Source organism: Pararhizobium polonicum (assembly GCF_001687365.1).
GTDB classification, from domain to species: domain Bacteria; phylum Pseudomonadota; class Alphaproteobacteria; order Rhizobiales; family Rhizobiaceae; genus Pararhizobium; species Pararhizobium polonicum.
The window spans coordinates 683,481-696,129 of record NZ_LGLV01000004.1; the positions used below are offsets into that span (position 1 = coordinate 683,481).

The window sequence follows — 12,649 nt, forward strand, 5'->3', positions numbered from 1 at the left end:
CAGCGCTTCCCAGCCTTTTGGAATTTGAATTGGGAAACCCGCGCTGGCACGGCTGGCGCGGGTTTTTCTTTGACCGATCACGGGATGAAACCGGGAAATAAACGATGTCCGATCTGGAAGCACTGAAAGAGAACCTGCTGGCCGAAGTGACCGCTGCCGGCGACGAGGCCGCCATCGAAGCCGTGCGTGTCAACGCGCTGGGCAAGAAGGGCTCGATCTCCGAGCTGCTGAAGACGCTCGGCACCATGACGCCGGAAGAGCGCCAGACGCGCGGCGCCGCCATCAATGCGCTGAAGACCGATGTCTTTGCCGCGATCGCCGCCCGCAAGTCGGACCTCAAGGACGCGGCGATCGCCGAGCGCCTGGCCCGCGAGACCGTCGATATCTCGCTGCCGGTGCGCTCCTCGCCGGCCGAGCGCGGCCGCATCCATCCGATCAGCCAGATCATCGACGAGATCAGCGCCATCTTCGCCGACATGGGCTTCTCGATCGCCGAAGGTCCGGATATCGAGACCGACTACTACAATTTCACCGCGCTGAATTTCCCCGAAGGCCATCCGGCCCGCGAGATGCACGACACGTTCTTCTTCAATCCGGACGACAAGGGCGAGCGCAAGGTGCTGCGCACGCATACCTCGCCGGTGCAGATCCGCACGATGGAGGCGCAGAAGCCGCCGATCCGCATCATCATCCCCGGCAAGACCTACCGGCAGGACAGCGACGCGACGCATTCGCCGATGTTCCACCAGGTCGAAGGCCTCGTCGTCGACACCAAGTCGAACGTCGCCAACATGCGCTGGATTCTCGAAGAGTTCTGCAAGGCCTTTTTCGAGGTCGACGATGTGACGATGCGGTTTCGCCCGTCGTTCTTCCCGTTCACCGAGCCGTCCTTCGAGGTCGACATCCAGTGCGACCGTTCCTCCGGCCCGATCGTCAAGTTCGGCGAAGGCACCGACTGGATGGAAATCCTCGGCTGCGGCATGGTGCACCCCAACGTCCTGCGCGCCGGCGGCCTCGATCCCGACGTCTATCAGGGCTTTGCCTGGGGCATGGGGCTGGACCGCATCGCCATGCTGAAATACGGCATGCCGGACCTCAGAAACTTCTTCGACGCCGACGTCCGCTGGATGAGCCATTACGGTTTTCGCCCGCTCGACATGCCAACGCTGTTTGGCGGTTTGAGTTCTTAAAAGGAATAAAAAATATGTTTAGCGAAGAATACACTAAATTTCTAACCACGTTTATGCCGGTAATTGCCGCAACACTTGTAACAATATTTGGTATGATCGCATTTTATTACCAGAAATCCCTTGAAAGAAAATTCAAATACAACGAATCCATCCAAAGTAGGTATGAGAATTACATTCATTCCATTTTCGATGTAACCGCCAACCCAAGTTCCGCAGACGCCAACGCGAAATTTCAGCAAAGCCGAGCGTCACTTAGACTTTTCGCACCCACTAACGTTTTAAATGCCGCCAAAGTTTTCGAAGACCACATTACGGGAGTAGAGCGCTCTAATGACGCCCAAGAGATGGCGGCCATACTACTTCATGCAATGCGCCAAGATTGCTTACCCGGTTTTCAATTCAGTGAACGTGTTGATGTCACGGAAATGAAGCGCCTGAACTCTTTCAACGTCAACTAGATTGGCTTCTTAGATGAAATTCACACTCTCCTGGCTGAAAGATCATCTGGAAACGGATGCCACCCTTGAACAGATCTGCGAGCGCCTGACGGCGATCGGGCTGGAGGTCGAGGATGTCGACGACAAGGCCGCGTTCAAGCCCTTCGTCATCGCCAAGGTCGTCTCGGCCGAAAAACACCCGCAGGCCGACAAGCTGCGGGTGCTGATGGTCGATACCGGCACGGGCGCCCCGATCCAGGTCGTCTGCGGCGCCCCGAATGCGCGCGCCGGCCTGATCGGCGCCTTCGCCGCCCCCGGCGCCTATGTTCCGGGCATCGACGTGACGCTCGCCGTCGGCACCATCCGCGGCGTCGAGAGCCACGGCATGATGTGCTCGGAAAAAGAATTGCAGATGTCGGACAGCCATGACGGCATCATCGACCTGCCGGAAAACGCCCCGGTCGGCACGAGCTTTGCCGCCTATGCCGGGCTCGACGATCCGCTGATCGAGATCAACCTGACGCCGAACCGTCCGGACTGCACCTCGATCCACGGCATCGCCCGCGATCTCGCCGCCTCCGGCCTCGGCACGCTGAAGACAGCGCCGCAGCCGGCCTTCAAGACCGAGGGCGAGACCACCACCAAGGTGACGCTCGATCTCGGCGAAGACGCGCATCTTTGCCCCGGTTTCGCGCTCCGCCTGGTGCGCGGTGTGAAGAACGGCCCGAGCCCGAAATGGATGCAGCAGCGGCTCATCGCCATCGGCCTTCGCCCGATCAATGCGCTGGTCGACGTCACCAACTACATGACCTTCGACCAGGGCCGGCCGCTGCACGTCTTCGATGCCGCCAAGGTCAAGGGCAATCTCACCGTCCGCCGTGCCGTTGAAGGCGAAAAGGTTCTGGCGCTCGACACGCGCGAATACACGCTGTCGCCGGCCAATGTGGTGATCTCCGACGATAACGGCATCGAATCGATCGGCGGCATCATGGGCGGCGAGCATTCCGGCTGCGACGAAAACACCACCGACGTGCTGATCGAATCGGCGCTCTGGGACCCGATGAACATCGCCAAGAGCGGCCGCTCGCTCGGTATCATCACCGATGCGCGCTACCGTTTCGAGCGCGGCGTCGATCCGGAATATATGGTTCCCGGCATCGAGCGCGCCACCCAGCTGATCGTCGACATCTGCGGCGGCACGGCGGCGAAGACCGATATCGTCGGTTATGCCGGCTATACGGCCAGGACCGTCGATTTCCCGGTTTCCGAGGTCAAGCGCCTGACGGGCCTTGATGTCAGCGCGCAGGAGAGCCTCTCGATCCTCAAGGGTCTCGGCTTCGGCGTCACCGGTTCGGGCGAACGTGTTTCCGTCTCCGTTCCCTCCTGGCGGCCGGATGTCGATGGCAAGGCAGACCTTGTCGAAGAAGTCATGCGCATTCACGGCGTCGACAATATCAAGCCGCAGCCGATCGAAAAGCTCGGTGCCGTCAATGGCAAGATCCTGACCGTGCTGCAGATCCGCACCCGGCTGGCCAAGCGGGCGCTGGCATCGCGCGGCATGCTGGAGGCCGTCACCTGGTCGTTCATCTCCAAGGCGCAGGCCGAGCTTTTCGGCGGCGGCGCAGCGTCACTCTCGCTGGCAAACCCGATCGCCGCCGACATGTCCGACATGCGGCCGTCGCTGCTGCCCGGTCTCCTGACCGCCGCCCAGCGCAATGCCGACAAGGGCTTTGGCGATGTGGCGATCTTCGAGGTTTCCGGCATCTATGAGAACGACACGCCGTCGGGCCAGCGCCGGGTTGCCGGCGGTATCCGCCGCGGCACGGCATCGCTTGCAGGTAGCGGCCGCTCCTGGTCGAATGCGGCCAAGGGCGGCGGCAAGCCGGTCGACGTGTTCGATGCCAAGGCCGATGCCATTGCGGTTCTGGAAGCCTGCGGCGTGCCGATGGGCAATGTCCAGTTCGAGGCCGGTGGCCCCTCCTGGTATCATCCCGGCCGCTCCGGCACGATCAAGCTCGGCCCGAAGATCGTGCTCGGCCATTTCGGCGAGTTCCATCCGAAGGTGCTGGAGGCGCTCGACGTCTCCGGCGCGCTCGCAGGCTTCGAAGTCACCATCGATGCCATGCCCGAGCCGAAGAAGAAGGCCACCCGCACCAAGCCGGCGCTGGAGCTGTCGCCCTTCCAGGCCGTCAAGCGCGACTTCGCCTTCGTGGTCGACAAATCCGTTGAAGCCGGCGCGATCCTGAAGGCCGCATCGAGCGCCGACCGCAAGCTGGTCACCGGCGTCAACGTCTTCGACATTTTCGAGGGCGCATCCGTCGGCGAAGGCAAGAAGTCGGTCGCCATCGAAGTCGTCATCCAGCCGGCCGAGCGCACGCTGACCGACGAGGATTTCGAAGCCTTGACCGGCAAGATCATCGCCAATGTGGCGAAGAACACCGGCGGGGTTTTGCGGGCTTGAGAACACAGATACCGAGAGGGCGGCTTTCACCCCTCTCGGTATTCTGATCACCACTCGCCGCCATGTTGTCGCGATGGACGCGGGGATGGGTCTGGTTTGCGTCAACAGTGGTCATCCCCGCGCCCTGACATCGAGTGAGACCGGCTGGGCTTCGCGCCATTCGTGACCTTAGCGACCTACGCTCGCAAGGTGCGGAGCCGGTTCGCAGTACTCAATCAGCAATTCGGTAAGGACCCGTATCTTCCGTGCGGGATGCTGACCTGGCGGGCGGATGACATATGCACCGGCCGGGGGTGGTGGATGGCGCGTCATGACCGGCACAAGCGCGCCGGAGGCTATATGTTCATGGGTCAGGCAATCAGGCAGGTAGGCGATCCCGAGCCCCGCTATCGCGGCGGCAACGAGAGCTGCGCCGTTGTCGGCCTTGAAGCGCCCTTGCGGACGAACCGTGATGATCTTGTCGCCATCCATGAGCTGCCAGCTTTCGGTACCCTGCATGAGAGCCTCGTGAGCGACGAGTTCCTCCGGCGTCTCGGGCGACCCATGCGCCTTGATGTACTCCTGGCTCGCGACGAACTTCCCATGGATTGGTCCGACGCGTCTTACGATCAAGTTGGAGTCCTGAAGATAGCCAACCCGGATCGCACAATCATAACCCTCCGCGATGAGATCGACGAAGCGATCACTGTAGCACGTGTGGATTTGGAGCTGGGGGTGGCGGCGCGCCATTTCCGCGAGGATGGGAGCGAAGTGAGTCTGGCCGAAAGAAAGCGGCACGGCAACGCGCAAGCGACCGCGAAGCTCACCGGCGGGTAGGATCGTTTCCCTGGCCACGTCGATCTCGGCGCAGACCCTGGCTGCATAATCTCGGAACGTGGCCCCTGCTTCCGTGAGAGCTGCGCCCCGGGTGGTCCGTGCAAGAAGCTGGACGCCAAGCTCCGTTTCAAGCCGGACGAGCCGCCGACTGACGATTGACTTGGAGACGCCGAGCCGCAGCGCAGCGGCCGAAACGCCCCCGGCATCGGCCACTTCTACAAATGTCCGCAGCTCTTCGATATCCATTTCGCGTTCCTCTTTCCGCGACACAGCTTGCCATAAAACGGTACTACCGCATCACGAACTGGAATGACAGTCTCTACGGCGTCGACGGCGCCGCTGTCAGCGCACGCGTCTCGGCAGATCAACCTCACAGACAAATGACAGCAGAGGAAATATTCATGACCTTTCGTAATGGCCTTGACTCACTTCTCCGCCCCGAAGACTCCGTCCTCGTTCTGATCGATCATCAGCCTTACCAGCTGGCGAACCTGAACAGCCATGATCCTCATATGGTGGTCAACAACACGACCGCGCTGGCGAAGCTGGCAAAAGCCTTCAATGTTCCGACCATTCTCACCAGCGTGATTGCGGCGCGCGGTGGACTTCTCTTTAAGCAGATCACCGACGTGTTCCCTGGCCAGGAAGTCATCGATCGCACCTGGGTGAACACCTGGCAGGACGAGAATGTGGTGAGCGTCGTCAAGGCGACTGGCCGCAAGCAGTTGATCATCGCCGGCCTGTGGACCGAGGTCTGCGTCGCAATGCCTGTCATCCAGGCCGCCGGCGAAGGCTGGGACGTGACCGTGATCACCGACGCGTCGGGCGGGATTTCGAAGGAGTCTCACGAAGTTGCCATCCAGCGAATGATCGCGGCCGGCGCGAACGTGATGACCGTGATGGCGCTCGCCGGCGAATGGCAACGCGATTGGGCGCGCACCGAGCATGTCGAGGAACTGACCGAGATTCTCATCCAGCACTTCGGCGGCAGCGGTATCGCGTATCTTTGGGAGCAGCAGTTGCTCAACACCCCGGTGCCGAGCAAAGTGGGCTGATTCGAGCAGGGATGACGAGACGATGAAAAGCTCCAGGCTCGTCATCCCCATTCGTTGGACGCGAAGATTCGATGGCTCGTTTGTATCGACTGCGGACGAACGCCTGGGTCACAGATCGAATGGTGGATCTCCACCCGACGCAACTCGCAACCGCGTTAATCTTGGAAGCCTTGATCGCTCGAACGGCACGGGTGCATTCGAGGACTGTCGAGGGAAGATTGCGGGAGGCGCAGCCCCTCCTTCATGGAAAAATCATCCCCGTAAATCCCCGCCTTTGAAACCTGTGTCATCCTGATGTCGTTCCGCCAATGGATACGCTGCCAGGCGTGGCAGTGAGGCGGGGCCGGTGCCGGATGGGGGACAGACGTAAGCCTTCATCCGGTGGATTGGCAGAAAGTGGTTTCCCTCTCGTCTGAAACAGGGCGGGGCGTGCCTGTGAGGCACACATGAGGAGCGGCGACTGGGATTGCAACAGCGATTCCTTTCGTGGCGCCGCGGCGGCCGGAGCAATCCGGCAACCGTCGAGCGTCACCCTGTACCGGAAAAAGGTGCCGCCATCCCCGCAGAGAAACCGGAGTTGCCCGTCGACCAACACTGAACGGGGCGCTGGAAGGCGTCACATAAATTACTTAGTCATCGGCACTTTCCAGCGCCCCGGCCAAGTAAACATCAGGCAAAACCACGGCGGAATTTTCCGGGCGTGGCTGAAGGCATTGAGGCAGCCTCCCACCTCCCTCTTGAGGGGGGAGGTCGCCGCAACGCGGCGGGTGGGGGTGACCACCGCGAACACGAGAGGCAATTGCATATGCCGCAGATCACCCCGCCCCGGAGCTTCGCTCCGACCCTCCCCCTCAAGGGGAGGGTGAAAACACCCTACCGATGCAGATGATACAGCTTGTTGACGATCACCCAGCGGCCATCGATCTTCAGCAGCGACAGATAGTCGGTAAAGCGCGTGCCGGCGAATTCGTCGGTGACCTTGACGAAGGCGGCATCGCCCTCGATGTCGGTGATCTCGATATCCATCAGCGGCTGGGTGCCCGGAGGGGCCGGCGGTTTGGCGAGGATGGCGGCGATGAAATTGTCGCGCGACATCCATTCGACCGCGCCTTCATAATTGCCGATGATCTTGGCATCGGGGTGGAAGGCCTTGCGCAGCGCCGCTTCGTTGCAAAACGCCATGCCATCGACATAAAGATGAACGACTGCGCCGATTGCCTGCTGGTCGGACATTGTGCGGCTCCCTTTATCCTCGCCCTATCCTATCACGGCAGCGGAAGGGAACAAAGACGAAGCGACGTGCACCGTTGGATGGCGCAATGCGCTCCGCCCCGGGCGGGCGAAGCGCGAATCGGATCCGGAGATGAAGGCCTAACGGTTGGTCAGCGCCAGCGACGCCTCCGTGTAGCGCTTGCCCGAGACCCGCACCGGCGACAGGGCATCACCCAGCGTGGCCAATTCCTCTGCCGACAGAACGATCGCGGCAGCGGCGGCATTCTGCTCCAGATGGGCGAGCTTGCGGGCACCGGGGATCGGCACGATGAAATCGACCTGATGCAGCACCCAGGCCAGCGCCAGCTGCGCCGCCGTCACGCCCTTGCCAGCGGCAATTTTCTGGAGCTTTTCGACAAGCGCGGTGTTGGCATCGATATTATCCGCCTGGAAACGCGGCAGGCTGCGGCGGAAGTCGTCTTCGCCGAGATCGTCCAGCTTTTGGATAGCGCCGGTCAGCATGCCGCGTCCAAGCGGGCTGTAGGGCACGAAGCCGATGCCGAGTTCTCGGCAGGTCTCAAGCACCTCGTCCTCCGGATCGCGGGTCCACAGCGAATATTCGCTCTGGACGGCGGCGATCGGATGCACGGCATGGGCGCGGCGGATGGTGGCGGCACTTGCCTCCGACAGGCCAAGCGTGCGCACCTTGCCTTCGCGCACCAGCTCCGCCATGGCGCCCACCGTTTCCTCGATCGGCACGGCGGGATCGACGCGATGCTGGTAATAGAGATCGATGACATCGGTGCCGAGCCGCTTCAGCGAGGCTTCGGCGACGGCCCTGGCATTTTCCGGGCGGCCGTCGATGCCGGTGATGGTCTCGCTCACGGGTTTTCCGGTGGCGATACGGAAGCCGAACTTGGTGGCGATGGTCACCTTGCCGCGGACGTCCCTGAGCGCCTTGCCCAGCAGGATTTCGTTTTCATAGGGGCCATAGACTTCCGCCGTGTCGAAGAAAGTGATGCCGAGATCGACGGCGCGGTGCAGGGTGCGGATCGATTCCGCCTCGTTCGATGCGCCATAGGCAAAGCTCATGCCCATGCAGCCAAGGCCGACGGCCGAAACGGTGAGGTCTGTTCCCAGTTTGCGGGTTTTCATAGAGGTTGCTCCTTCGTGAGCCGGATTGGAAACGCAGACTGCGAAAGGCATCTGCGGTGCATCCTCAAACTAATCTGCGCCCGACCGTTTGATAACGGCTGCAAATCCCAACAGGTTGTTCTATCATTTCGATCAATGAACCGGAATCAGCTCGCTCAACTCGCCGTTCTCGCCACCGTTGCCGCGCATCGCAGTTTTCGCGCGGCAGCAAAGGAGCTCGGCATCGCACCCTCGGCCGTCAGCCATGCCGTCTCGACGCTGGAGGAAAGCCTGGGCGTGCGGCTTTTGGCGCGCACCACGCGCAGCGTCGCGCCGACCGAGGAAGGGATGCTGCTGCTGGACCGGCTGCGCCCGGCACTGGAGGAGATCGGCGTGGCGCTCGCCGCCGCCGTCGAGGCGAAAGGCCGGCCGTCCGGCAATCTGCGCATCACCGCCCCACGCTTTGCCGCCGACCTTTTGATCGCACCGCGGCTTGGCGCATTCCTTGGCCTTTATCCGGATATCACGTTGGAGATCGCCGACGAGGATGGCTTCGCCGATATCGTCCGCGAGGGCTTCGATGCCGGCATCCGGCTGGAGGAAAGCCTGGAAGCCGACATGATCGTGGTCAAAATCGGCCCGCCGATGCGCGGCGCCATCATCGCCTCGCCCGGCTATTTCGAGCAGTTTCCGATCCCGCTGCATCCGCGCGATCTGCTGCGCCACCGCTGTATCCGCCGCCGCTTCTCCGACGGCACGCTCTACAACTGGGAATTCGAGAAGGACGGCCAGGAACTGACCATTCCCATCGAGGGACCGCTGATTCTCGGAGAGGACCGGCCGATCATCACCGCGGCGATCGGCGGTGCCGGGCTGGCCTATGCCTTCGAGGCGCGCGTGACCGGGCATATCGAAACGGGACGGCTGGTCCGGGTTCTGGAGGACTGGTGCGCGCCCTATCCCGGCCCCTATCTCTACTATGCCAGCCGCCGGCAGATGCGCCCTGCCCTGCGCGCCTTCATCGATTTCTTCCGCTCTTCCGGCTGAACGCAAACGGGTGGCAGGGGACTTTCCGGTGGCATAGTCTTGAGAAAAACGGAGAACGCGCATGAAAAAGCCGGGATCGATGAAAGCGCTGGAGGACCTGGGCCGCGCCCGCCTGTCGGAGAATTTCTTCCTGCGCGACTTCCTGCATTCCGAGATCGCCGATTTCTACAGCATGCCGAATATCCCCGACGATCCGAATCTGGCGATCGCCGCGGGCACGAAACTCTGCGAGGAATTGCTGGAGCCGCTGCAGCGGACATTTGGCCGGCTGCATGTCCGCTCCGGCTACCGGTCCCGCTCCGTCAACGGCTTCGGCAACCGCAACAAACTCAACTGCTCGACCAATGCCGCAAGTGCCGCCGATCACATCTGGGACATGCGCGATGCGGATGGATGCATCGGCGCCACCGCCTGCATCGTCATCCCCTGGGTCTGGGACCGGCGCGCGACACTCGGTGGCTGGCAGTCGCTGGCCTGGTGGATCCACGACAACCTGCCCTATGCGTCGCTCTGCTTCTTTCCCAAACTCTGGGCCGTCAACATCCAGTGGCACGAACGGCCGCTCCGGCGCATCCGCAGCTACATCGCCCCCGCCGGCCTGCTCACCAAGGAAGGCATGGCCAACCATTCGGGCAGCCACGCGGAATTTTACAAGGGCTATCCGGCGCTCGTTCCGCGTTCGAAACTGATCCGGTAGCGAACGTGACCGTCGGCCTCGGTATACTGGTCATAGAGCTTGCGCGCCGTGTCATTGCCTTCGTCGGTGTGCCAGTACAGGCGTGCCCAGCCATGGGATTTGGCTTTGCCGACGAGATCGTCGAGCAGCGCCTTGCCGATACCCTTGCCACGCGCGGCCTCGTCGAGGAACAGGTCCTCCAGATAGCAGACCGGCTCCTTGACCCAGGTCGCCTCATGCAGCAGGCAGATGGCGAAACCGACGACATGGCCGTCCACAGCGGCGACACGCATGAACAGCGGCGTGGCCGGATCAAGGATGCGCGCCCAGGTCGTCGCCGTCACCTCCGGGGAGACCGCCACCCTGTAGAAGGCGACATAGGCAGCCCAGAGGCGCCGCCAGTCCGCCTCGTCGCCGGCAGCCGTGTCGCGTATCTCAACAGTCATCTATCTTCCCTCCCGCCAAGCCTATTCGCTGGCATCATTGAGCAGTTGGCAGGCCTCATCGGACAGGGTGATCGAGGCCGATTTCAACAGGCTTTCCAGCTGCGTCAGGTTCGTGGCGCTGGCGATCGGCGCCGTCACGCCCTTGCGCCCCATGATCCAGGCCACCGCAATTTCCGCCTGGGTATTGCCGGTATCGGCCGCGACCTCGTCCAGCGCGCCGAGAATCCGCATCCCACGTCCATCAAGATACTTGCCGACACCGCTGCCGCGTGCCGAGCCCTCCAGATCCTTGTGCGAGCGGTACTTGCCGGAGAGAAAACCCTTGGCAAGGCCGAAATAGCTGATGACGCCGATCTCCTCGGCGATGCAGAGGTTTCTGAGCGGGCCATCGAACGATGCCCGATCATAGAGATTGTATTCCGGCTGCAGCACATCGTAACGCGGCAGGTTCTTTTCTGCAGACACATCCAAAGCGGCCCGCAATTGCGTGGCATTCAGATTGGATGCGCCGATATGACGGACCTTGCCCTGCTCCAGAAGCTTTTCATAGGCACCGAGCGTTTCATCGTAGGGCGTTTCGTCATCCGGCCAATGGGAGAGATAGACGTCGATATGATCGGTCTGAAGCCGGCTCAGCGAATCCTCCACGGCCTGCGCAATCCATCTGGCGGAGAGGCCCTTCCTGCCCTGCCCCATCTCGGAGCCGACCTTGGTGATGATCACGGCCTCGTCTCTGGCCCGGCCGGACCGTTTCAGCCATTTTCCGATGATCGTCTCGGATTCGCCACCGCTATTGCCGGGAACCCAGGAGGAATAGACATCGGCGGTATCGATGGCATTGAAGCCCGCATCGAAGAAGGCATCGAGCAATTGAAAGGACGTCTTTTCATCCGCCGTCCAGCCGAAGACATTGCCGCCGAAAACCAGCGGCGCGATCGACAGGCCCGTGCGGCCGAGTGTTCGCTGTTGCATGGGGTCGCTCCAGATTGTTGGGGGATAAATCGCTCGGGAGATAGGAAGTCTGCCGCAAAGACATAGGTGCGGTACAGCGTTTTTACATGCGCCGCGGCATTTTTATTCCCACGCGAACGTCTTGATGGGCACGGACCTCGCGGCTACTGTGCCGCCAAAATGGAGAGGATACATCATGTTGCGCTTTGGTATACTATCGACAGCCAAGATCGGCCGCGAACTCGTGGTTCCGGCGATCCAGGACGCGGAGAACTGCGTTGTCACGGCCATTGCCAGCCGCGATCTTAGCAGGGCGCGCGATATGGCCGACCGCTTCTCGGTGCCGCATGCCTTCGGCTCCTATGAGGAAATGCTGGCCTCCGACCTCATCGATGCCGTCTACATTCCGCTGCCGACCTCGCAGCATGTCGAATGGACGATCAAGGCCGCCAATGCCGGAAAACACGTGCTCTGCGAGAAGCCCATTGCCCTGAAGGCATCCGAAATCGGCGCCCTGATCGAGGCGCGCGACCGCAACAGGGTGCTGATTTCCGAGGCCTATATGGTCACCTACAGCCCCGTCTGGCGGAAGGTCCGCACGCTGCTGGCCGAAGGCGCGATCGGTACCTTGCGCCACGTGCAGGGCGCCTTCACCTATTTCAACCGCGATGCCGGCAACATGCGCAACATGCCGGAACTCGGCGGCGGCGGATTGCCCGATATCGGCGTCTATCCGACGATCTCGACGCGTTTCGTCACCGGCAAGGAGCCTATCCGCGTCCAGGCAAACACCGACCGCGATCCGGAATTCGGCACCGACATGTATTCGAGCGTGCGGGCCGATTTCGGCGATTTCGAGCTAAGCTTCTATATCTCCACCCAACTCGCTGCCCGCCAGGTCATGGTGTTCCACGGCGACAAGGGCTTCATCGAGGTCAAATCGCCGTTCAATGCCGATCGATACGGCGCGGAAGAGCTGGAACTCACCAACCAGAATCATTCGCAGTCGCAACTCTTCCGCTTCCAGGATGCCCGCCAGTACAGGCTGGAGGCCGAGGCCTTTTCCCGCGCCGCAAAGGGTGAAAAAGAGGAGATCGTTACGCTGGAAAGCTCGGTGAACAACCAGAAGCTGATCGACGCCATCTACCGCGCCAGCGACAAGGACGGCTGGGAACCGGTCTGAGCTGATCCCATCAAATGAGAACCCGCCAGCTGACGGGCCGG

General features: G+C 61.7%; 12 protein-coding genes. 7 read left to right on the forward strand and 5 right to left on the reverse strand.

The window, feature by feature from the left end; translation table 11 throughout:
- Nucleotides 1–104: 104 nt before the first annotated feature.
- From pheS to pheT, 3 genes are read left to right on the forward strand one after another with little or no spacing between them, the layout of a single operon-like run.
- Entirely contained in the window at nucleotides 105–1,190 is a 1,086-nt protein-coding gene (gene pheS, locus ADU59_RS05065) for a phenylalanine--tRNA ligase subunit alpha (RefSeq protein WP_068952245.1), read from the forward strand.
- A 14-nt stretch (nucleotides 1,191–1,204) separates the two neighbouring features.
- Nucleotides 1,205–1,648 carry a hypothetical protein gene (locus ADU59_RS05070; protein WP_068952247.1) on the forward strand — a complete coding sequence of 148 codons (444 nt, stop codon included), beginning with the start codon at nucleotides 1,205–1,207 and terminating at the stop codon, nucleotides 1,646–1,648.
- A 13-nt stretch (nucleotides 1,649–1,661) separates the two neighbouring features.
- Nucleotides 1,662–4,088 (forward strand): phenylalanine--tRNA ligase subunit beta, encoded by a 2,427-nt coding sequence (gene pheT / locus ADU59_RS05075; protein WP_068952249.1) that lies wholly within the window; start codon nucleotides 1,662–1,664, stop codon nucleotides 4,086–4,088.
- A gap of 168 nt (nucleotides 4,089–4,256) precedes the next feature.
- On the opposite strand, the gene ADU59_RS05080 is transcribed toward pheT, so the two are convergent.
- Complete coding sequence (locus ADU59_RS05080; RefSeq protein WP_068952251.1) at nucleotides 4,257–5,150, reverse strand: LysR family transcriptional regulator; 894 nt, start codon at nucleotides 5,148–5,150, stop codon at nucleotides 4,257–4,259.
- Between the two features lie 155 nt (nucleotides 5,151–5,305).
- Between ADU59_RS05080 and ADU59_RS05085 the strand changes: the two genes are divergently transcribed.
- A complete protein-coding gene (locus ADU59_RS05085) occupies nucleotides 5,306–5,959 on the forward strand; it encodes a hydrolase (RefSeq protein WP_068952253.1) in 654 nt (217 codons plus the stop codon).
- A gap of 873 nt (nucleotides 5,960–6,832) precedes the next feature.
- Here ADU59_RS05085 and ADU59_RS05090 read toward each other — a convergent pair.
- Both ADU59_RS05090 and ADU59_RS05095 read right to left on the reverse strand, forming a co-directional pair.
- On the reverse strand, nucleotides 6,833–7,192 hold the full coding sequence (locus ADU59_RS05090) for a nuclear transport factor 2 family protein (RefSeq protein WP_068952254.1): 360 nt from the start codon (nucleotides 7,190–7,192) through the stop codon (nucleotides 6,833–6,835).
- A gap of 138 nt (nucleotides 7,193–7,330) precedes the next feature.
- A complete protein-coding gene (locus ADU59_RS05095) occupies nucleotides 7,331–8,326 on the reverse strand; it encodes an aldo/keto reductase (RefSeq protein ID WP_068952256.1) in 996 nt (331 codons plus the stop codon).
- Nucleotides 8,327–8,461: 135 nt separating this feature from the next.
- Between ADU59_RS05095 and ADU59_RS05100 the strand changes: the two genes are divergently transcribed.
- Together ADU59_RS05100 and ADU59_RS05105 are read left to right on the forward strand one after the other, a co-directional pair.
- A complete protein-coding gene (locus ADU59_RS05100; RefSeq protein WP_068952258.1) occupies nucleotides 8,462–9,352 on the forward strand; it encodes a LysR family transcriptional regulator in 891 nt (296 codons plus the stop codon).
- A gap of 61 nt (nucleotides 9,353–9,413) precedes the next feature.
- Nucleotides 9,414–10,049 carry a hypothetical protein gene (locus ADU59_RS05105; RefSeq protein ID WP_068952260.1) on the forward strand — a complete coding sequence of 212 codons (636 nt, stop codon included), beginning with the start codon at nucleotides 9,414–9,416 and terminating at the stop codon, nucleotides 10,047–10,049.
- Here the strand turns inward: ADU59_RS05105 and ADU59_RS05110 are convergent.
- Nucleotides 10,010–10,474 carry a GNAT family N-acetyltransferase gene (locus ADU59_RS05110; protein WP_068952262.1) on the reverse strand — a complete coding sequence of 155 codons (465 nt, stop codon included), beginning with the start codon at nucleotides 10,472–10,474 and terminating at the stop codon, nucleotides 10,010–10,012. The genes ADU59_RS05105 and ADU59_RS05110 overlap by 40 nt on opposite strands.
- A 21-nt stretch (nucleotides 10,475–10,495) precedes the next feature.
- Nucleotides 10,496–11,446, reverse strand: a complete 951-nt coding sequence (locus ADU59_RS05115) for an aldo/keto reductase (protein WP_068952264.1) — start codon at nucleotides 11,444–11,446, stop codon at nucleotides 10,496–10,498.
- Nucleotides 11,447–11,621: 175 nt separating this feature from the next.
- On the opposite strand from ADU59_RS05115, the gene ADU59_RS05120 reads away from it, so the two are divergent.
- On the forward strand, nucleotides 11,622–12,608 hold the full coding sequence (locus ADU59_RS05120; protein ID WP_068952266.1) for a Gfo/Idh/MocA family protein: 987 nt from the start codon (nucleotides 11,622–11,624) through the stop codon (nucleotides 12,606–12,608).
- The last annotated feature ends 41 nt before the right edge of the window (nucleotides 12,609–12,649 follow it).